This is a genomic window from Novosphingopyxis baekryungensis DSM 16222, assembly GCF_000420305.1.
GTDB lineage: Bacteria > Pseudomonadota > Alphaproteobacteria > Sphingomonadales > Sphingomonadaceae > Novosphingopyxis > Novosphingopyxis baekryungensis.
The window spans coordinates 36,245-56,598 of sequence record NZ_ATUR01000010.1 but is presented as its reverse complement, the minus strand read 5'-3'; the positions used below and the strand labels follow the sequence as shown (position 1 = coordinate 56,598).

General features: G+C 61.0%; 15 protein-coding genes. 6 read left to right on the top strand and 9 right to left on the bottom strand.

Annotated elements, in window-relative coordinates; genetic code table 11:
- Positions 1–3 precede the first annotated feature (3 nt).
- Positions 4–2,235, top strand: coding sequence for a xanthine dehydrogenase family protein molybdopterin-binding subunit (locus tag G410_RS0114715; protein ID WP_022674423.1), 2,232 nt, complete (start codon positions 4–6; stop codon positions 2,233–2,235).
- Positions 2,236–2,313: 78 nt separating this feature from the next.
- Here G410_RS0114715 and G410_RS0114710 read toward each other — a convergent pair whose 3' ends face one another.
- Positions 2,314–2,577 carry a DksA/TraR family C4-type zinc finger protein gene (locus tag G410_RS0114710; protein ID WP_022674422.1) on the bottom strand — a complete coding sequence of 88 codons (264 nt, stop codon included), beginning with the start codon at positions 2,575–2,577 and terminating at the stop codon, positions 2,314–2,316.
- 169 nt (positions 2,578–2,746) lie between these two features.
- On the opposite strand from G410_RS0114710, the gene G410_RS0114705 reads away from it, so the two are divergent.
- The gene (locus tag G410_RS0114705) at positions 2,747–3,841 is read left to right on the top strand and encodes an alkene reductase (RefSeq protein WP_022674421.1); all 1,095 of its coding nucleotides are present in this window, start codon (positions 2,747–2,749) and stop codon (positions 3,839–3,841) included.
- A gap of 69 nt (positions 3,842–3,910) precedes the next feature.
- Here G410_RS0114705 and G410_RS17840 read toward each other — a convergent pair whose 3' ends face one another.
- Positions 3,911–4,636 (bottom strand): L,D-transpeptidase family protein, encoded by a 726-nt coding sequence (locus G410_RS17840; protein ID WP_245559380.1) that lies wholly within the window; start codon positions 4,634–4,636, stop codon positions 3,911–3,913.
- Between the two features lie 169 nt (positions 4,637–4,805).
- Positions 4,806–7,598, bottom strand: a complete 2,793-nt coding sequence (locus G410_RS0114695; RefSeq protein ID WP_022674419.1) for a TonB-dependent receptor — start codon at positions 7,596–7,598, stop codon at positions 4,806–4,808.
- Here G410_RS0114695 and G410_RS18095 point away from each other — a divergent pair.
- Entirely contained in the window at positions 7,597–7,887 is a 291-nt protein-coding gene (locus tag G410_RS18095) for a hypothetical protein (protein ID WP_156851982.1), read from the top strand. The two genes, G410_RS0114695 and G410_RS18095, sit on opposite strands and share 2 nt — an antisense overlap.
- Here G410_RS18095 and G410_RS17560 read toward each other — a convergent pair.
- The 3 genes from G410_RS17560 to G410_RS17050 all read right to left on the bottom strand — a co-directional run bounded on the left by G410_RS17560 (position 7,874) and on the right by G410_RS17050 (position 12,015).
- The gene (locus tag G410_RS17560; protein ID WP_022674417.1) at positions 7,874–8,953 is read right to left on the bottom strand and encodes a GAF domain-containing protein; all 1,080 of its coding nucleotides are present in this window, start codon (positions 8,951–8,953) and stop codon (positions 7,874–7,876) included. The genes G410_RS18095 and G410_RS17560 overlap by 14 nt on opposite strands.
- A 172-nt stretch (positions 8,954–9,125) precedes the next feature.
- On the bottom strand, positions 9,126–10,499 hold the full coding sequence (locus tag G410_RS0114680; protein WP_022674416.1) for a class II 3-deoxy-7-phosphoheptulonate synthase: 1,374 nt from the start codon (positions 10,497–10,499) through the stop codon (positions 9,126–9,128).
- Positions 10,500–10,725: 226 nt separating this feature from the next.
- The gene (locus G410_RS17050; protein ID WP_022674415.1) at positions 10,726–12,015 is read right to left on the bottom strand and encodes a DUF2891 domain-containing protein; all 1,290 of its coding nucleotides are present in this window, start codon (positions 12,013–12,015) and stop codon (positions 10,726–10,728) included.
- 308 nt (positions 12,016–12,323) lie between these two features.
- Here G410_RS17050 and G410_RS17045 point away from each other — a divergent pair, with 308 nt between their 5' ends.
- Complete coding sequence (locus G410_RS17045; protein ID WP_022674414.1) at positions 12,324–13,493, top strand: cell wall hydrolase; 1,170 nt, start codon at positions 12,324–12,326, stop codon at positions 13,491–13,493.
- A gap of 36 nt (positions 13,494–13,529) precedes the next feature.
- Here G410_RS17045 and G410_RS0114665 read toward each other — a convergent pair whose 3' ends face one another.
- Positions 13,530–14,045: a hypothetical protein gene (locus tag G410_RS0114665; RefSeq protein WP_022674413.1), complete on the bottom strand. Its 516-nt coding sequence runs from the start codon at positions 14,043–14,045 to the stop codon at positions 13,530–13,532.
- 120 nt (positions 14,046–14,165) lie between these two features.
- Here G410_RS0114665 and G410_RS0114660 point away from each other — a divergent pair, with 120 nt between their 5' ends.
- Complete coding sequence (locus G410_RS0114660) at positions 14,166–14,801, top strand: DUF4126 domain-containing protein (protein ID WP_022674412.1); 636 nt, start codon at positions 14,166–14,168, stop codon at positions 14,799–14,801.
- A 194-nt stretch (positions 14,802–14,995) separates the two neighbouring features.
- On the top strand, positions 14,996–17,908 hold the full coding sequence (gene uvrA / locus G410_RS0114655; protein WP_022674411.1) for an excinuclease ABC subunit UvrA: 2,913 nt from the start codon (positions 14,996–14,998) through the stop codon (positions 17,906–17,908).
- Positions 17,909–18,073: 165 nt separating this feature from the next.
- Here the strand turns inward: uvrA and G410_RS0114650 are convergent, their stop codons facing one another.
- Both G410_RS0114650 and G410_RS0114645 read right to left on the bottom strand, forming a co-directional pair.
- Positions 18,074–18,784, bottom strand: a complete 711-nt coding sequence (locus G410_RS0114650; protein WP_156851981.1) for a hypothetical protein — start codon at positions 18,782–18,784, stop codon at positions 18,074–18,076.
- A gap of 4 nt (positions 18,785–18,788) precedes the next feature.
- Entirely contained in the window at positions 18,789–19,934 is a 1,146-nt protein-coding gene (locus G410_RS0114645; RefSeq protein ID WP_022674409.1) for an AAA family ATPase, read from the bottom strand.
- Between the last annotated feature and the right edge of the window lie 420 nt (positions 19,935–20,354).

The window sequence follows — 20,354 nt, the reverse complement described above, 5'->3', positions numbered from 1 at the left end:
CCCATGGCCGACAACAGCAAAGCCGCCCCCGCCCCGAAAGAAAATATGGGCCAGCCCATCGCGCGCTATGAAGCCCGCCAAAAGGTGATGGGCGGCAAGATCTATTCCTCCGATCTGCCCGTGCCCGGCAAGAAGGCCTATGCCTGGATGGTCACCAGCACCATTGCCAAGGGCCGCGTGACCGGCATCGACGAGACCGCCGCCAAAGCGGTGCCCGGCGTGCTCATGATCATGACGCACAAGAACCGCCCGGCGCTGGGGGACATCGCGTCCTTCCTGAAAGGCGGCATGTTCGTCACCGACAACAACACCCTGTCCGGCCCCACCATCGAACATGAAGGCCAACCGGTGGCCATGGTCGTGGCCGAAACGTTCGAGGGCGCGCGCGAAGCGGCGCACAAGCTGAAGGTCGGCTATGCCGCCGAAAGCCCGAGCGCCACGTTCGAAAGCCCCGGCGTCACCACCAGGCCGATGGGCGAGATCAATCCGCGCTACAAGCCGGTGAAGTTCAAGGACGCCGCCGCGGCGCTCGCCGGGTCCGCGCACCGCGTGGATGCCGAATATTCCACGCCTATTCAGCACCACAACAGCATGGAGCTCTATTCCACCACCGCCTATTGGGATGATGGCAAGCTGGTGCTGCACGAGCCCAGCCAGTTCGTCTGGGGCCTGCGCAAGGGTGCGGCTGCGCAGATGAAGATGGACGAGGACAATGTCCGCGTGAAATCTCCTTTCGTCGGCGGTGCCTTTGGCGGCAAGGGCGCGATCACCGTGCGCACCGCGCTTGCAGCGCTCGCGGCGCGCCAGCTGAAGCGTCCGGTGGAGCTGGTCGCCACACGCGCACAGGGTTTCACCATCTCCGGCAACCGGCAGGAAACGCAGCACAAGATCTCGCTGGGCTGCGATGCGCAGGGCAAGCTGACCGGCTATGATCACAGCATGTGGGAGTTTACCTCCCGCGTGACGCCGTACAATAATGGCGGCCTAGACAATTGCGCGGCGATGTATGATTTCGGCGCGGTCAGCGGCCAGAATTACATCGTGCAGGGCGATCGCAACGTGCCCAATTTCATGCGTAGCCCGGCCGAAGTGCCGAATATCTACGCGCTGGAATCGGCGATGAATGAGCTGGCGGCGGCCGCGAACATCGACCCCGTGGCCTTTCGCAAGATGAACGACACGCGCGTCAATGTGACCAATGGCGCGCCTTATACCAGCCGCTCGGTCAACGCATGCTGGGACGCGGCGGCGGCCAGCTTCGGCTGGGACAAGCGCAATCCGGAGCCCGGCTCCATGCGCGATGGCGACTGGCTGATCGGCTGGGGCTGCGCCATGGCGACCTATCCCACGCAGATGGCGCCGTCCGCCGCCAAGATCGTCCTCCGCAAAAACGGCACCGCCCTGATCGAGGTCGCCGCGCATGATGTCGGCACCGGCTGCTACACCATCGCCGCGCAGGCCGCGGGCGAGCGGCTCGGCATCGATCCCTCGCGCATCACCGTGCAGATGGGCGACAGCCGCCTGCCGCCCGGTCCCATCTCCGGCGGATCCATTTCCACCGCCAGCGTGACCTCGGCCATCTGCGATGGCTGCGACCGGCTGTTGACATCGCTCGGCCTGACCGCAGACGATGCCAAGGCATCGGACAGCGCGGATCGGCTGGCGGCGGCTCTGGCCCGCTCGGGCCGGCCGGTAGCCGAAGCAACCGGTGCCTGGGCGCCGATCGGTGCGCCGGACGATGCGATCGACCGGCTCTATGATGGCGGGCTGGTGTTCGTTGGCGGTGCCGGTGAAAAGCGCACCATGTTCGCGTTCGGCGCAGAGATGGTCGAGGTGCGCATCAATGCGCGCACCCGCGAGATCCGCGTGCCGCGCATGGTCGGCGCTTTTGCCGCAGGCCGCATCATGAACCCGCGCACCGCCCACAGCCAGTATATGGGCGGCATGATCTGGGGCATGGCCAGCGCCCTGCTCGAAGCCACCGAGATCGATCACAAGCGCGCGCGCTACACCAACGACAATATCGCCGAATATCACCTGGCGGTGAACGCCGATATTCCGGATGTCGACGTGATCATGGTGCCGGAGGTCGATGACGAGATCAACATTCTCGGCGTGAAGGGTATCGGCGAGCTCAGCAATGTCGGCACCGCAGCGGCCATCACCGATGCCGTCTGGCACGCCACCGGCAAGCGCGTGCGCGATCTGCCGGTGACGATCGACAAGATTATCTGACGATAAAAAAAGGGGGCCGATCGCGTGCCCCCTTTCCTACCGCAGCTGCCGTCTTTCCTAACGCAGCTGCCCCCTTTTCTACCGCAGCTGACTGTCCTTGCTGCCGCGACGGTTGATGCCGCCGGCCTGTCGCGCCTTGTCGCGTGACGCCTGGCATTCGACACAGGTGCGCACGCCCGGAAGCGCAGCGCGGCGTTTTTCGGGAATATCCTCCCCGCAGATATCGCAATATTCCGCGCTCTCGCCGTGGGGCATATGCGCCCGCGCCGAGGCGACAGCGTCGCTGATCGTATCGTCGATCTGATCCTGTACCGCACCGTCCCGTGCCCATCCGCCTGCCATTGGTCCTGTCCTTCCAATATCTTTATGAGCCCGGATATGGGGAGGCGCATGCGTCCTGCAAAGGACTTGCAGCCCCCAAGCATTTCTATGCAGCGATGCGGGAACGGGGGCAGCCGCCATCGGTTGACCGGCAAACTCCCCCTCTCCTCCAAGAAGAAAAGAGTCGATCATGACCGACCATAGCCTGCTGTTCGAACCCATCCGCATGGGCGATCTTACCCTCCCCAACCGCGTGCTGATGGCGCCATTGACGCGCAATCGCTCGCAGGGTGACGGGACGCCCAGGGAATGGGCCGAAACCTATTATCGGCAGCGCGCCAGCGCCGGGCTGATCTTCTCCGAAGCCACGCAGATATCCGACATGGGCAAGGGCTATCTGGACACGCCGGGCATTTATACGCAAGCGCATGTCGATGGCTGGAAGAAGGTGGTGGACGCGGTCCATGCCGGTGGCGGACGCATTTTCTGCCAGCTCTGGCATGTCGGCCGGATCAGCCATGTCTCGCTCCTGCCCGAAGGCAAGCAGCCCGTCTCCGCCAGCGCCATCCAGGCCGATGCGCAGACCTACACCGCCAACGGTTTCGAGCAGGTGAGCGAGCCGGTCGCGCTCGATGCCGATGGCATTGCCAAGACGATCGCCGATTTCCACACGGCCGCCGAATGCGCCAAGCGCGCCGGTTTCGACGGGATCGAGGTGCACGCGGCCAATGGCTATCTGCTCGACCAGTTTCTGCAGGACGGCGTGAACAAGCGCGACGATAATTATGGCGGTTCGATCGAAAACCGTATGCGCCTGCTCAGCGAAGTGCTGGACACGGTGAGCCAGGTCTATCCCGAGGAGCGCATCGGCGTGCGCCTTTCGCCACTCGGCCAGGCCGGCGATATCTCTGACAGCAATCCGGAAAAGCTGTTCAGCGCAGTCTATCAGAAGCTGTCGGAGCGGGATCTGGCCTATCTCCACGTGGTCGAGGCGTTCCCCGGCAGCGATGGCGACAGCGAGGCACAGGCCCTTATCCGCCGTCTGCGCGAGCAGTATGACGGCTTCTATATCGCCAATGGCGGCTATGATGCCGAAAGCGCGGTCAGCGAAATCGATGGCTGGAATATCGATGCGGTGACCTTTGGCCGGTCGTTCATCGCCAATCCCGATCTGCCCGAACGCTATCGGCGCGATGCCAAGCTGAACAAGCCCGATCAGGACACATTCTATGGCGGCGATGAAAAGGGCTATACGGACTATCCGTTTCTGGACGATCGGCACTGAGCCCGCTGAGAACCAGTCCAAGCTTTCAGGGCGGTGCGCTTGGCGTGCCGCCCTTTTTCATGCGGGCTATCAGCCCCAGCGCTTGGTCCAGCCGCGGGTCACGGTCACCATGTCGCCAAGCCTGGCACGCGCGAACAATTTCGCCGCGAAGTCATCCGGCACCCCGACACAGCCATGCGTGGCATAGCGATTATCGACATTGGACGAATGGATCGCCACGCCGTCCCAGGTCAGCCGCAGCATATAGGGCATCGGCGCGTCATAGAGATTGGACACATGGTCCTCGTCCTTCTCCAGGATGGGGAACGTGCCGAGCGGCGTCGGCTTGTGATCGGCGCCATAAATGATGGTCGCCCGGCCGACTTCATAGCCCCCGCGATAGGCGTAAATCTGCTCGCTATCGATATCCACCACGATGCGCAGCGGCAGATCGGGGGCGTGCCGGTCATCCCAGATCCATTCGCCTGATTCCAGCGGGGACGGGAGCTCGCGAACGGTGGTGGGGCGGAAGGCTGCGGCGGAGGCTGTCGGCGCCGCGTTATTTGCCGCCGCCTGCGTGCCTGGCGCGGAGAGGCGACGCGGTGCCCGTGCATCGGCCGCCTGCTCATTGATCCGGCGCGGCGGCTCCCCGGCCTTTTCGCGAACGAAACCATCCGGATCAACCCAGATGTCCGGTTCGCGCGCGGTCTGCGCCGTCGCTTCGTCATTGCCCGTCAGGCTGACCAGCATGAACGTTATGCCGAACAATACCGGAAGCAGGATCATCATCTGCAAGGAATATCGGGCGAGTTTCATCAGGGCCATGTCCTGCATTCTACAATGGTGCGCGGACATGCCAAGCGCCGTGCGCGCATCGTATCAGTGCGAGACGCCGGTCTAGGAAAGGTTAAAAGCGCGCCCCCGGACGAAAAAAAGGGCGCGTTCGACATGCGAACGCGCCCCATATTGGCCGTGATACGATGGCTTAGAAGCCAGCGCGCACCGTGATGCCGTAGGTCCGTGGTTCGGCGAGGAAGGCCGAATAGGTCTGCTGCGATGCCACGAACGGCGTGTTGAAGGCCACCTGCGTATAGTCCACGTTGAACAGGTTCTGGGCGAACACTTCCACCGAATACTGGTTGTCGGGGGCGCGAACGCCCAAGCGTGCATTCACCAGCGTGAAGCCATCCTGTTCCTTGCCATACAGCAGATCCGAACCGGTGTTGTAATCCCCCACCGTGCGGACGTTCATATAGGCGAGACCCGAGAAGCCCGAATTGCCGAGCGGCGGCGTCCAGCTGGCCGATGCGGTGGCCGTGATCTCCGGCGCGTTCGACAGATTGTCGTTCGGCAGGAGGCGCAGAGCCGGATCGAGCGGCGAGCCATTGTCATTGCCGATCAGGTTGTTCTCATAGGTGGTGTCCGCATAGGTCAGACCGGCGGTGAAGCTGAGATAGCGCGTGGGGTTGATCGAGCTTTCCAGTTCGACGCCCTGCGCCACCACACCATATTTCACGTCATCCGGATCGCAGACGCCGGTTGTGTCGCTGGCATCGCGGTCCCCGCCGGCCAGATCGGTGGAGCAGGCGTTGATATTCTGCACCAGGAAGACCGAACCGTTGAAGGTGTTCAGCTGGAAGTTGCTGAACTCCTGACGGAATGCGGACAGACCGAACGAGAATTCGCGCGTGCCGTATTTGGCACCGATTTCGTAAGAATTTACCGTTTCCTGCGCGAACTGGAGGTTCGCCACATCGCCTGCCACCAGCGGGCCGGCAATCACGCCTGCGCCGGACGCACCGGTCAGGCCGGAACGATCGAGGTTGAAACCGCCGCCCTTATAGCCACGCGAATAGCTTCCGTAGACCAGCAGATCGTCGGTCGGCTTGTAGCTGAGGATGGCCGTACCGGTCACCTCTTCCTCGTTGCGCTTGTCGTTGAGCGTCAGACCATCGATTTCCGACGTGCTGTTGCCCTGACAGGACAGCGAGATCAAACCGCCAGCAAGACCGGCAAGGGCTGGTACGCCGAGCAGCCCAGAAAGCAGTGCACGGTTCTGCGGGCAGATCGTGTTGTCATTGCCAAGAAGTGCATCGAACGTCTTGGTTTCATTGGTGTACCGCAGACCCAAGGTCAGATCGAGGCGATCGGTCAGATGGACGATGTTGTGCGTGAATGCTGCAAAGCTTTCACTGTTCTGGTTGTAGACGTCTCCGGTCCCGCCAAGATCGTTGAGGTTGGCGAGATTATCCAAGCCAGCAAAGATCAGCCCGGTTGCTGGGCCAAATGCTCCAGCGCCGCCATTGGCACCCTGCAACACGGCACGTCCACCCGCACTGATACAACCCGTGCTGCCTGGTGAGGCAAGTGCTGGATTGATGGCATTGATGATGCGGCATGGCGCAAAGGCACCATATTGCGTGCCGAAGCGCAGATTGTCCTGCACCTTCAGATCTTCATTGGCGTAGAAGCCGCCAACCAGCCAGTCGAGGCGATCGTTGAACGCCGAACCCTGCAGGCGCAGTTCCTGGGTAAAGGTGTGGAACTGGCGCGATCCGGCATTGTCCGCAGGCGCACGATAGAGAATATCGACCTGCGTATAGTCGGTGTCGGAACCCTGGAAGTTGTTGAACTCGCGGTAGCCGGTGATCGAGGTCAGCTCGACATTGCCAAGGTCATAATTGACCTCGAGCGACGCGCCGTAATCCTTGGTCTGGCCTTCGAACGAACGACCGGGCGTGACGTAGATGTCCCGGTTGAACGTGCTCTGCGTAAGCGCATTGGGGTTCTGACCGAGACCCAGCAGGATCGGGATGATCGGGTTCTGCGTGCTGGTGAGCGCCGGGGCACCGATATTGGGACGGTTATAGCCGTCGAGGCCGGGACTGACGCGCGCGAGCGGCGCGAATTCCGGCTGTACGAAGGTGGCGGCGCAGCAGGCCTCGTTCTTCTCGGAATAGTCGAGCACCAGACGAGCGGTCAGCGCGCTGGTTGGCTCGAACAGCAGCTGACCACGAACCAGATACCGGTCGCGATTGTTCACATCGACATTGTTCACGACGTCGTTGTAGAAACCGTCACGCTTGAAATAGACGCCATCGACGCGCGCTGCGAGGGTTTCGCCGACCGGCAGGTTCACGCCGCCTTCGAACTTCATCGCGTCGTAATTGCCGTAGGTGAAGGCACCATAGCCGTTGAATTCGAATTCCGGCGGCGCGGTGTAGATCGAGATCAGACCGGCGGAGCTGTTGCGGCCACCGAGCGTGCCCTGCGGGCCGCGCAGGATTTCCACGCGATCGATCGGGCCGAGTTCGCTGAGCGCATTGCCCGAACGCGAACGATAGACGCCGTCGACGAACACTGCGACCGAGCTTTCGAGGCCGGGGTTGTCGCCCACGGTGCCGATGCCGCGGATACGCGCCGAGCCATTGGCTTCATTACCGGTGGAGGACACCAGCAGCGACGGCGCGACCTGGTTCAGCTCGCGAATGTCGCTGGCGCCGGACTTGGCCAGCTCTTCGCCGGACACGGCGTTCACGGCGATCGGAACATCGGCCAGCGACTGCTCACGGCCCTGGGCGCGAACGATGATGATACCGGAATCGTCGACTTCGGTCGTGACGCTGCGGTCTTCCACCTGCGCGCGCTGCGTGACGGTGTCCTGAGCCGGCGCGGTGGCGGCGGCCTGCGCGAAAAGCGCGCCCGGCAGGGCAAGCGCTGTAACGGCGACGGAAAGCTGAAGCGCGTGACGGACGCGGACGTGCGAACGGGTGGTCATGGTGGCATTCTCTCCTGATTATTTCATCGCCTGGATTATTCAGGCGTTGGGTATGCCAGTCGCACCTACCGGTGAAATTTGCGCAAAACAAGCCAAACCCGCACAGAAGTCAGCAAAATTGCACTGCTGTTGCCAATTTGCACTGGTAGCGAAAAACAACCGTTTCCAAGGTTGGCCACGGAAATCGGAGGAATTGGATCAGGACAAGGCGGCGCAGCGGGCGGTTGTGAGCCAGCGGCTCAAGGCCATCGCAACCATCAGTTGGATCGGCCGGATCAGCTGGCGGTGATGCGATCGGTGCGGGCGCTGACGCGATACTGCATGCCGTCACGGCCGAAGCTCAGCTCCGACGTGCCGCGCATGTCCATCGGCACGATGCGCTTCAGGATATCGGTGCCGAAGCCACGCCCTTCCTTGACCGGACGGTCACCGCGATCGAACTGCTCGCGCCATTCGAACTGCAGCACATCGCCATCGGTGGACCATCCAAAACCGATCTCGCCGACCTCCACGCTCAGCGCGCCATGTTTGACCGCGTTGGTCGCCAGCTCGCCGATCATGAGCGTGACGACGAATGCGCCGCGCGGCGAAAGCAGGAAGTCAGCCTCCTGCTGCACCGTGATGCGGTGGCTTGGCCGATCGGAACGATAGCTTGCCAGGACATTTTCGACCAGTTCGGTCATGCCCACGCTTTTCCAGTTCTGATCGGCAAGAAGCTGCTGCATCCTGCCGAAACTGGCAATCTTCTCCTGCAGCTTGTGGATCAGCGTGTCCTTGTCCGGCGTATCGCGCCCGATCAGCGACACCAAAGATCCGATATGCGCATACATATTGCCCATGCGGTGCTTCAGCTCGGCATTCACAACCGACAGGTCTTCGATCTGCTGGCTCAGGGCAATGCCGACCATCACCGTTTCGGCAAGATCGGCCAGCACGGCGCGCTCCCGTTCGCCCAGCCCCTCGCGCGGCGCATCGTCGATCACGCAGACTGTGCCGATCGCATGACCATCGCGGGTCACTAGCGGCTGTCCGGCGTAGAAGCGGATCTGCATGTCGCCCGTCACCAGCGGATTGTCGGCGAACCGCGGATCCAGCCGCGCGTCCGGCACGATCAGGACCTCATCGGGGTTGCGGATGGCATGATCGCAAAAGGCGATGCCGCGAGCAGTCTGGGTCAGGTCCGTGCCGTGGCGCGCCTTGAAATGCTGCGTGTCGCCGTCCAGCAGGGATACGAATGCCACTTTGGCGTTCAGGCCATAGGCGGCCAGACGCGCAATACGGTCGAGCCGCTCCTCATTGCCGCTCTGCAGCAGACCGGTGGCATGCAAAGCCTGAAGGCGCTGCGCTTCGTTCATTCTAACCCAGCCCCCTTATCCAGACCCTTGACCAACCATCAGAACATAGCGTCCTCTTACAACTGGCCCAGCCAGACAGTGTCGCGATCTGCCCCGTATCAGCAGGAATTGCGCGAACAGTCCAACCGGTATTTTCCACCGACCCCGCGTTCCGCAGCGTCGTGCATCACGGTCAGGCCGCCTCGGCGCGGCGCTCCGCCATTTCATCGTTCAGCATCTCGGCCAGCAGGAAGGCCAGTTCGAGCGACTGCGACGCGTTAAGCCGGGGATCGCAATGCGTGCGATAGCGGTCGGCCAGCATGTCATCGGTCACCTCGGCTGCGCCGCCGGTGCATTCGGTCACGTTCTGGCCGGTCATTTCGATATGGATGCCGCCGGCATGGGTGCCTTCGGCACGGTGCACATCGAAAAATCCGCGCACTTCGCCCAGAATGCGCTCGAACGGGCGGGTCTTCAGGCCGCTCGGGCTTTTCACCACATTGCCGTGCATCGGATCGCAGGACCAGATGACCTTGTGCCCTTCCCGCTCCACCGCGCGCACCAGCGGTGCCAGCCCGGCGGTCACCTTGTCATGGCCGAAGCGGCTGATCAGCGTGATCCGTCCCGCTTCACGCTCCGGGTTCATCACGTCGAGCAGGCGGATCAGCGCATCCGGCTCCAGGCTTGGGCCGCATTTCATGCCAATGGGATTGGCCAGCCCGCGCATGAACTCGACATGCGCCGAGCCTTCGAACCGCGTGCGATCGCCGATCCACAGGAAATGCGCGCTGGTGTTGTAATATTGCTGGCCGGTCGGGCCGGGCCGCGTCAGCGCCTGCTCATAGGGCAGCAGCAGCGCCTCATGGCTGGTGTAGAAGGGGGTCGACTGCAGCTGCGGCAGGCGCTCCGGGTCGATCCCGCAAGCAGCCATGAACGCCAGCGCCTCGTCGATCCGGTCGGCCATGTCTTCATAGGCCTTGGCCCATTTGCCCTGCCCCATGAAATCCAGCGTCCATTGATGGACCTTGCCGAGATTGGCGAAGCCACCGCCGGCAAAGGCGCGCAGCAGATTGAGCGTGGCGGCGGCCTGGCTGTAGGCGCTCAGCATGCGCTGCGGATCGGGCTCACGCGCGCCGGCCTCGAAATTGATGTCGTTGATGATATCGCCGCGATAGCTGGGCAGTTCTTCTGCGCCCTGCACTTCGGTCGGTGCGGAACGCGGCTTGGCGAACTGCCCCGCCATGCGGCCCACCTTCACCACCGGAAGCTTGCTGGCATAGGTCAGCACCACCGCCATCTGCAGGATGACGCGAAAGCTGTCGCGGATATTGTCCGGATGAAATTCGGCGAAGCTCTCGGCGCAGTCCCCGCCCTGCAGGAGGAAGCCCTGCCCCGCCTGCACCTTGGCCAGTTCGGACTTCAGCGCATCGATCTCGCCGGAGAACACCAGCGGCGGATAGCTGCCGAGCGACTGCTCCACCGCCTGCAACGCGGCTCCATCGCGATAATCGGGCATCTGAATGCCTTCATGCGCGCGCCAGCTCTGCGGGGTCCAATCGGTCGCCATGTCTCTCATCCTTCGATACCGGCAACAGCGCCGGTTTCCGCCATGCCCTACAATATTGGCGCGCATGCGTGAAGCATCCAGGCCGATAGCTTTTCTTCATCACACAGAAGCAGTGCGGCGATGAAGCGGGATTTTGCCCCACCGCCCGTAGAACCCCGCCATCATGTGGCTGGAAGACGATGCAAACACTCAGGGCGCCGACAACCGACGCCAGCGTGCCTGCGATCTAGCGTGCCTTGCCGCTGTCCCTGGCCTTTGGCGTGGCACCGGGATCGGCAGCGGGAGACTTGTCGACAGGCGTGATGCGCCCTGACTCGGCCTCTGCCGCCGGTTCGCCGCGGATGCCGCGATTGGTGGTCAGGTAAGTCGCGAAACTGGCCAGCCAGTGGCTGCCGGAATAATTTTCTCCGGTGACCTTTTCCAGCCCGGCAGCGGCATGCTTGTCCGCCGTGGCGAGCAGCGATGCGCGGCGCGTGTCGTTTTCGGCCAGACCGCTGGCCATGCCGCGCAGCGCCCAGGCGCGCGACAGGTTCAGCCCGTCCAGATGCACCAGCTTGCCGTCGGTGGGGTCGCGCACTTCGCCCACGGCCAGCCAGTCGGTCGATCCGTCGGTGGGCAGGCCCGGCAGGAAGCCGGTCAGCCAGACGCGATATTCGTCGCGCGGCAGCACGCGCCGCATCAGATCCGCTTCCATCAGACAGGGAGACAGGAAATCCTCGCCCGACGGTTCATAGCCGATCGGACAATTCTGGTCCTCGCCATAAAATTCGCGTGCCTTTTCGCTCACCATCTTTGACAGGCCCTGATCGCCATGCTCACGAGCATAGTCCAGCATCAGGCCGAAGGCGAAAGCGGTCTGGTTATGCGTGCCCTCGCGGATCGGATAGACCAGCTTGGGAATCCAGTCCTTCAGCTTGTTGAGCACCACCGATTCCAGTGGCTTCAGATTCTGCACCAGCGCCGCAGCCGTCTCGCCCTTCGGCCCACCGCGCGCCGCGATCTCTTCCAGCTCGGCGATCAGCTGCAGGAACCAGGCCATGCCATAGGGCCGCTCGAAACTGCCCCGGTCCGCGCCCATCAGATATTTGGCCTCGGCCGCGATATTCTCAGCGCTCAGATTGCGCACCAGCGCCGTGCGCGCCTCCTCGCTCAACGTGCCGAGCTTGTCCTGCCCCCAGAGCCGCGCAAGCATCCAGTGTCCGTGCACCGAGCTATGCCAGTCGAAACAGCCATAAAAGGCCGGGTGCAGCTGCTGCGGCGATTGCACATCGTCCGGGCCGCTCAGCACATGGCTGATCTTGTTGGGATATTGCTTGTTCACGCAGGCCAGTGCCAGCCGGGCAAAGCGTTGGGCCTGATCGTCCGCTTCGCCAGACGTCACCGCATTCTCCTCCGACGGGGTGGGCACCGAGCTAGGCGTGTCGGCGGCCGGATCAGGCTGATCGTTCTGCGCATTGAAATCGCACGCGGCGATCGACAATATCAGCGGCGCTGCAACCCATAACTTCCACGTCATTCTCATATCTTTCCATTCGACCCGCCAAGATGCTCAGCACGCCTTCCTTAGCGCGCCTGCTCGCGAGTTTGAAGCGCTCCGTTGCCATATGCGCCGCCCCACCTGCCGCACCATCAATCGCAACGAAAGGAGTGGCGCGGGCCGGTCATCACTACAGGCTGGAATGATGACCTTGTCGTTTTGGATGCACCGCCGCGCAAAATTAAGTCTCTGGGCCTGCCGCGTCCCGCTGTGATACAGGGCGTATAACACCCGGTGATTGTGCGAAAAATCCTGTCATTCAGGGGCGTTGGCTTTTTGGAACTATGATGAAATCGATTCGGTTGCGCAATGTATTGAGCTCGCTGACGCCGCGTGCGCTGCGTCCGCATTTTGTCGGGCCGACGGAACTGATCATCGTTCTGATCGCATTTTCGATGCTCGCGTTCGTGCCCGGTTTCGCGCAGATGACGGCAGATAATGACGCGCTGGTGGATGCGGCAAACAGCGGCCTTGGCGATGCCGAGATTGCGGCGAGCAATTTCCCCGGATCGGCCTTTTACTTCATGGATCAGCGCAGCCTGCCCGCCGCCGATGCATGGCAGGAGCCCGCCGCGCATGGCCAGGGCCTGCCGAGCGAAGATGGCGCAAGCGAGCTTCCCGTTCTGCCCGCCGGCGCGGCGAAACCATTTTTCGTCAAGGCCGGCACCAGCGACTATAGCCGCGCCCTGCAATGCCTGACCGACGCGATCTATTATGAAGCCGCGCTGGAGCCGGACGTCGGGCAGGAAGCCGTGGCGCAGGTGATCCTGAACCGCGTGCGCCACCCCAGCTATCCAAACAATGTCTGCGGCGTAGTCTATCAGGGGTCCGAGCGGTGGAGCGGATGCCAGTTCAGCTATAGCTGCGATGGATCGATGGCGCGTGGCCGTCAGCCGCTATACTGGAACCGGGCGCATGATGTGGCCACCAGGGCGCTGAACGGATCGGTTTACGCGCCCGCTGGCCTCGCCACCCATTATCACACCACCGAAGTGCACCCTTATTGGGCGCCCAGCCTGCATTTCATCGGCACCATCGGCGCGCACCGTTTCTATCGGTTCCGTGGCCAGGCCGGCACCGCGCCCGCCTTCCAGCGGGCCTATGCCGGCGGCGAGCCGCTACCCGGCCCGAAAGCCCGCCTGCCACGCCCCACCCCGGCGAGCGAGCTGCCCGACCCGATCGAGCTGCAGCGCGCCTATGAGCGTGACTATGCCGCCGCCAAGGCGCAGGCCGAGCGGCAGAATCGCAGCCTAGCCGCGGCGCAAGCGGCCGCGCCTTCGGCTGGCAATCCGGTGGCTCCCGTCACCAGCTATGCCAAGCCGGACTATTCCAGCGCGGCCAAGGCGCGGGGCGGCGAGCAGGCCTTTGCGGCCAGCAACCTGCCGGACAGCCGGGTGAAAAAGGAATATCAGAACAGCGGCAGCTGGAAAGACCCTGCCATGCGTCCAGCGCGCTGAACGAACGGGGCGTGCCGCGCCGACAAATCCGGCGCGTCAGGCGGGGCAGCGCTTTAGCTCGGTGGGAACGTCTCCTTTAAGATATAGCAGCGAATTGCCGTCCGGATCGATCGTCAGGCGGTCGGTGCGTTCGGCGATCATCTTGGGCGCCACCAGCCGCAAATGGACGGAGATCGATCGGTCCCCAAGCTGCGTGACCACCAGCGGATCGCCCGTAACCTTTGCAAATTGCACCTCCGATGCGCCGATGATGATGCGCGCACCGGCCGGCTCCGTTCGGCATTCGTCCAGCGTCTTCGCCCAGCGGCCGCGAAACGGCTCCGATATCACCGGTTCGGCCTGCGGTGCGGGCTCATCGGCTTCCGGCGGCGCATCGTCGATAGGCGAAGGAGAGCCGGGCACGATCTCGATCGCGTCTGTGCCATCCGCCGCTGCCGACCCGTCGGCCATGGGCGCATCCGCCGCCGCTCCGCCCAGCCCATCCTCCCGCGCCGCTTCTCCGCATCCGGCAAGCAGCGCGAATGCCATGATCGTGACGACAGGCTTGTGCATCGATAGTATCTCCCGGACATGCGCCCGGTGGACCGGGCCGAACGAGACAATAGCGCCATTCGCATCGCCAAAGCCATCATGATCGGCTAGGTCCTTTGCCTGGCAGCGGGAGAACAGCCCATGGGTATCGTCGAATTGCTGGGGCTGGCCGCCAGCGTCAGCCTGTTGTCCGGCTGGCGGCTCTATCTGACCGTGCTGGCCACGGGCATCGCCATGCGCACAGGGTGGATTGCCCTGCCCGAGCATCTGGAATTCCTCACCGCCTTTGCCAACCCATGGGTCATCGGCATCGCCGCTTTGGGCACGTTGGCGGAGTTTTTTGCGGACAAGGTGGCCCTGGTCGATAGCCTGTGGGACAGCATCCACACCGTCATCCGCCCGCTGGGCGGCGCGCTGCTCGCCATGGCGGTGATCGACGCGGGCGACCCTGCCTGGCAAATCGTCGCCTTTCTCGTCGGCGGCGGCGCGGCTTTTGCCGGGCACGCCACCAAGGCCACCACCCGCGCGGCGGTGAATGTCAGCCCCGAACCGGTCAGCAATATCGCCGTATCGACGGGGGAGGATATCGCGGCGGGCGGCCTCCTGCTGCTGATGTTCGCCAATCCGGTGGTGGCCGCGGTGATTGCGATCGCTCTGCTGGGGCTGACCATCTGGCTCCTGTGGAAAGGCAAGCAGTGGCTGCGGCGCGTTCTGCCGCCACCCCCGATCGAGGTGCCTCATAGCGCTCGGCCACCACGCCCGCCCGAAGGCCGATAGGCTGTTAGGCTGTTAGGCTGTTAGGCTGTTAGGCTGCGCAGCGCACGATCACAGGCAACCGATCGGCCATCCACGGGTTCCTCTGGCATCGCGCCGCCATGATACCATATGGAGGCCATCCTGTGGGGCGCCCTTCCCATAGTATCCCATAGCCCGACTTGACCCACCAGAACATTTGCGGAACAACGCCAGCCATGAGCCTTACCCATATTTCCGTCCGCGGCGCGCGCGAGCATAATCTCAAGGGCGTCGACGTCGATCTGCCGCGCGACAAGCTGATCGTCATCACCGGCCTGTCCGGCTCGGGCAAGTCCAGCCTGGCGTTCGATACCATCTATGCCGAGGGGCAGCGGCGTTATGTCGAGAGCCTGTCCGCCTATGCGCGCCAGTTTCTGGAGATGATGCAGAAGCCCGATGTGGAGCATATCGAGGGCCTGTCTCCCGCCATCTCCATCGAGCAGAAGACCACCAGCAAGAACCCGCGCTCCACCGTCGCCACGGTGACCGAGATCTACGATTATATGCGCCTGCTCTGGGCGCGCGTGGGCGTTCCCTACAGCCCGGCGACCGGCAAGCCGATCACCGCACAGACGGTCAGCCAGATGGTCGACCGCGTCATCGCCCTTCCGGAGGGCACGCGCTATTATCTGCTCGCCCCCGTAGTGCGCGGGCGCAAGGGTGAATATCGCAAGGAAATGCTGGAATGGCGCAAGGCCGGCTTCACCCGCGTGCGCGTGAACGGCGAATTTTACGATATCGAGGACGCGCCCAAGCTCGACAAGAAATATAAGCATGACATCGAAGTGGTGGTCGACCGGCTGGTGGTCCGCCCGACCGAGGAAGAAGGCGGGCAGGAAACGCGGCTGGCCGACAGTTTCGAGACCGCGCTGCGGCTGGCCGATGGCCTGGCCTATGTCGATCTGGCCGATGGCGTGGTGCCGGGGCGCGGGGATGAGGCCGCGTCCAGCGGCGCGATGAAGGGCACCGGCATTCCGGACAACCGCATCGTCTTTTCCGAGAAATTCGCCTGCCCCGTCAGCGGTTTTACTATCCCGGAGATCGAGCCGCGGCTGTTCAGTTTCAACGCCCCCCAGGGCGCCTGCCCCGCCTGCGACGGGCTGGGCGAGCGGCAGGAGTTCGACGAACAGCTGGTGGTGCCGAACGAACTGCTCACGCTGAAAAAGGGCGCGGTCGTGCCCTGGGCCAAATCGAACCCGCCCAGCCCCTATTATATGCAGGTGCTCGGCAGCCTGGCCAAAGCCTATGACTTCGATCTGGAGACGCCCTGGCAGGATATGCCGGAGGAAGCGCGGCAGGTGATCCTGCACGGCACCAAGGGCAAGAAGGTCAAGCTTACCTTCAAGGACGGGCGCAAGAATTACAGCGTGGACAAGCCGTTCGAGGGCGTGATCGGCAACCTCAACCGCCGCCTGCTGCAGACCGAAAGCACATGGATGCGCGAGGAGCTGAGCAAGTTCCAGACCGCGCAGCCCTGCGAGACCTGCCACGGCGCGCGGCTGCGGCCCGAACCGCTGGCGGTGAAGATTGCGGGCGAGGATATCAGCATCTCCACCCGCCGCAGCGTGGTCGACGCGCTGACATGGTTTTCCTCGCTCGATCAACACCTTACCGCGCAGCAAAGCCAGATCGCCAAGGCCATTCTCAAGGAGATTGTCGAGCGGCTGGGCTTCCTCAACAATGTCGGGCTGGACTATCTCAATCTGGACCGCACCAGCGGCACCCTGTCCGGCGGCGAGAGCCAGCGCATCCGCCTCGCCAGCCAGATCGGCAGCGGCCTGTCCGGCGTACTCTATGTGCTCGACGAGCCCTCGATCGGCCTGCATCAGCGGGACAATGACCGGCTGCTGGAGACGCTGAAACGTCTGCGCGATCTGGGCAATACCGTGATCGTGGTGGAGCATGACGAGGACGCGATCCGCACCGCCGATTATGTCGTCGATATGGGCCCTGGCGCGGGCGTGCATGGCGGCGCGGTGGTGGCCAAGGGCACGCTGGACGATATCCTCAACACCGAGGGCAGCCTCACCGCCGATTATCTCACCGGGCGGCGCGAGATCGCCGTGCCGGACAAGCGCCGCAAGGGCAATGGCAAGAAGCTCACCCTGTCCGGCGCCACCGCCAATAATCTGAAGGACGTCACCGCGTCGATCCCGCTGGGCACCTTCACCTGCATCACCGGCGTCTCCGGATCGGGCAAATCCAGCTTCACGATCGACACGCTCTATGCCGCCGCCGCCCGCACGCTGAACGGCGCGCGCGTGATCGCGGGCCCGCACAAAAAGGTCACCGGCCTGCAGCATCTGGACAAGGTGATCGACATCGATCAGTCCCCCATCGGCCGCACCCCGCGGTCCAACCCGGCCACCTATACCGGCGCGTTCACCACGATCCGCGACTGGTTTGCCGGTCTGCCGGAGAGCAAGGCGCGCGGCTATCAGCCGGGCCGTTTCAGCTTCAACGTCAAGGGCGGCCGGTGCGAGGCGTGCAAGGGCGACGGCGTCATCAAGATCGAGATGCACTTCCTGCCGGACGTCTATGTCACCTGCGAGGTGTGCGACGGCAAACGCTACAACCGCGAAACGCTGGAGGTGAAGTTCAAGGGCCACAGCATCGCCGATGTGCTGGACATGACGGTGGAAGACGCCGTGGAGTTCTTCAAGGCCGTGCCGCCGATCCGCGATCGCATGGCCATGCTGTACGAAGTGGGCCTGGGCTATATCAAGGTGGGCCAGCAGGCCACCACCCTATCGGGCGGCGAAGCGCAGCGCGTGAAGCTCGCCAAGGAACTGGCCAAGCGCTCCACCGGTCAGACGCTCTACATCCTGGACGAGCCGACCACCGGCCTGCATTTCGAGGATGTGCGCAAACTGCTCGAAGTGCTCCACCGCCTGGTGGAACAGGGCAACAGCATCGTGGTGATCGAGCATAATCTGGACGTCATCAAGACCGCCGACTGGATCATCGACATGGGGCCGCTGGGCGGCGTCAATGGCGGCGAAGTGGTGGCCGAAGGCACGCCGGAACAGGTCGCCAGGGAAGAAGGCAGCTTTACCGGCGCCTATCTGGAGCACATGCTGGGGAAGTAAGGCGATGTGAACAAAAAATCATTCGCACATCTTACAACCCACTAATCAAACCGCTCAACCGTGGTTTTTGAACAAACATGAAGAAGAAGAAGAAGAGCATAACGCGCAGCCTAGGTTCTTTAATAGCTCTCGCCCATTGCCGCAATCCAAAATAGTCTACGACCTTCAATTGCGACCATCGGAAAATGCTATCCTAAGATTGCGCTCTAAGTTCTTAAATATAGGCCCGGTTTGTGACGAGCTCAATTCGTATAGTTGCTTGTATCCGAATTTTGCAAACCGGCCTCTGCGCGATAATTGGCTGACTAAAAGTTCGAATACGGTCTTGCCACGCAGCATTTGGAGATAATAGCACGATAACGTATTTCGCAGGCTTTGCTCCGCATCATTCAATGGGTCATTTAGATCGACGGACAAAATCTTATTAGGATGCGAAGACAACAGTAACTCTTCGTTAATATTGCTTCCAAGCAATATTCGCGCATGCGCAGTGCAAATCAATGCCTTTTCCTGTGTGAACTTTACTAACTCAGCGGGCTCTAACATATTTAACATGTCAAAATCCATTAACAAATCGTTCTCAATAGAATAGCCGACTGTGTAAAAAAGATTGTTTCCCACATACTCATCTGGAATGCCGAAATATACCCAATCGTCGAGATCTACTAGCGCGCATGTATTATCTTTTCGTTCATCTGGTAATTTTTGCCAAACCTCGAGGACCTTAGGACGGCCATGTAGCGGCAACAAGCTGACGCCAATATCAGCCATCCGTTCCTCGATTTTTCTCATGACACGATAGTCGTCCGAACCCTCAGTAAGCACTGTCGGCAAAGAAGAGTTTCTCAATAAAGCGAGAGCGTCCTCAACGGTCACTGGGTTATGCATTATCAAGCTCATCCCCGCGACGGTTCGCCAACGCGATTTCTTTTTCTGGATACTTTCCATATATAAAAGGTGAATGCGTTGCTATTATAAATTGGTTTGACTTTTTTTGTGACTCGAGAGTTGGAAAAAGAGTTCTTTGCCAGTCTACGTGTAGGCTCAATTCGGGCTCGTCTATAAATATCGGTATTCCGCTAAAGAAAGCATTATAGCAAATAAAGCTAAGCATTTGCTTTTCACCAGCCGACAGTAAATCAGAGCTTATGGCATTGGCAGCATCGCCAAAGCTCAATCTCTTGGTAAACTGAATTGACTTATGAGCGAATATCTTAGATATCATATCTTTTACAGCATTAAAGGGTGCCATTGTACGTACTCGAAGTAAATCTGCGCGTTCAATCTTTTCCGCAATATCGTCGAGTACTTGGCTTGCTTCCAGAGCTTCTTCTATATGGTTTTCACCATGCTCTACACGAAAGTCTCTGATTTCCTTAATAATGCCTTGAGTCATTTTGGATTGTATTTGCGTCGAGGCCTCGCTCAAGGCAGTGTAGCGCCTCAGCAACAACTCAGATATATCGAACGTAGAAATTGAAGTAACGAAGTTATGTTCGGCGTTTGTAAGTCTTTGCGATATATCTGATACCGACTTCTGGAGATCGCTCGTACTTTGGCGACCAAATGCAAAAAGGCCCGTGCCGCCGCGTTGCTTTTCCGTTCCTCCAATTGAGAAACCACCTTCAATTCTTCGAAAAGTAGGGAAGAAAATTGAACCAGATATAACTTGTGTCAGCTCCTTAAATACGTCTCTCGCGTCGCTATTGAAACCACGTTCCTCGTCAGTAACGTCGTAGACATCTTGCCTTTGGCCATCCTGCTCGAACCAACCACTACAGGTATGTACAGCGTGCTTCCGTACAAAAATCGTGTACTTGGATGTCTCTAATGTAAATTCATCAAACTGCACTTCTTCTAAAAGGTGGCTAAAATTTCCGCTTACCGCATACCACAGTACTTTAAGTAGATTTGTCTTTCCTGCACCATTGTATCCTGTAATAATATTGAGGTCATGATGAAAACGCAGATCGAGATCATCTTCTTTCCCCAGGAATCCTCTTATCGAAAGGCTCTTTAGTTGCATATTTTCCTCCAAGAAAGGATCTGGCCGATTGATATGTCAGTGTCTACAATCAGAGCATTGTTATTTAATGGCCTAGCTCAATCATTCTTACTTTTACAACCCACGTTGCTTAATTATTGATCAATCCGCTGAATTATCAGCTGGCTTGATCATGCTATCTGCCGAATTCTCATTTGTCGCTCCGTAACTCCTCTGACGTCAGACACGCACCCCAATTAGCTATCTGCTTGAAGGGGTTCGGCTGCCAGAAGATACTGAACAAAAGCTGTGTTCTCTCCCAGCTACGTGACCGTATCGAACTTTCACTTTGAACTTAACCCTAGAAGCTGCGCTATAGGATCAGCTTATTGAGCAGGAGATAGCCAGGCATAGGCCAGGTAGCGGGGCTTGCGCGAGCAGAGGCCTTTGCGGGCCCCGCTC

What these genes read in the sequence shown, in the direction of transcription:
- G410_RS0114695 (WP_022674419.1), bottom strand. Translation starts at nt 7,598, where the DNA reads ATGACCACCCGTTCGCACGTCCGCGTCCGTCACGCGCTTCAGCTTTCC.
- G410_RS0114705 (WP_022674421.1), top strand. Translation starts at nt 2,747, where the DNA reads ATGACCGACCATAGCCTGCTGTTCGAACCCATCCGCATGGGCGATCTT.
- G410_RS17045 (WP_022674414.1), top strand. Translation starts at nt 12,324, where the DNA reads ATGAAATCGATTCGGTTGCGCAATGTATTGAGCTCGCTGACGCCGCGT.
- G410_RS18095 (WP_156851982.1), top strand. Translation starts at nt 7,597, where the DNA reads ATGGTGGCATTCTCTCCTGATTATTTCATCGCCTGGATTATTCAGGCG.
- G410_RS17560 (WP_022674417.1), bottom strand. Translation starts at nt 8,953, where the DNA reads ATGAACGAAGCGCAGCGCCTTCAGGCTTTGCATGCCACCGGTCTGCTG.
- G410_RS17050 (WP_022674415.1), bottom strand. Translation starts at nt 12,015, where the DNA reads ATGACGTGGAAGTTATGGGTTGCAGCGCCGCTGATATTGTCGATCGCC.
- G410_RS0114660 (WP_022674412.1), top strand. Translation starts at nt 14,166, where the DNA reads ATGGGTATCGTCGAATTGCTGGGGCTGGCCGCCAGCGTCAGCCTGTTG.
- G410_RS0114645 (WP_022674409.1), bottom strand. Translation starts at nt 19,934, where the DNA reads ATGCAACTAAAGAGCCTTTCGATAAGAGGATTCCTGGGGAAAGAAGAT.
- G410_RS0114680 (WP_022674416.1), bottom strand. Translation starts at nt 10,499, where the DNA reads ATGGCGACCGATTGGACCCCGCAGAGCTGGCGCGCGCATGAAGGCATT.
- G410_RS0114710 (WP_022674422.1), bottom strand. Translation starts at nt 2,577, where the DNA reads ATGGCAGGCGGATGGGCACGGGACGGTGCGGTACAGGATCAGATCGAC.
- G410_RS17840 (WP_245559380.1), bottom strand. Translation starts at nt 4,636, where the DNA reads ATGAAACTCGCCCGATATTCCTTGCAGATGATGATCCTGCTTCCGGTA.
- G410_RS0114665 (WP_022674413.1), bottom strand. Translation starts at nt 14,045, where the DNA reads ATGCACAAGCCTGTCGTCACGATCATGGCATTCGCGCTGCTTGCCGGA.
- G410_RS0114715 (WP_022674423.1), top strand. Translation starts at nt 4, where the DNA reads ATGGCCGACAACAGCAAAGCCGCCCCCGCCCCGAAAGAAAATATGGGC.
- uvrA (WP_022674411.1), top strand. Translation starts at nt 14,996, where the DNA reads ATGAGCCTTACCCATATTTCCGTCCGCGGCGCGCGCGAGCATAATCTC.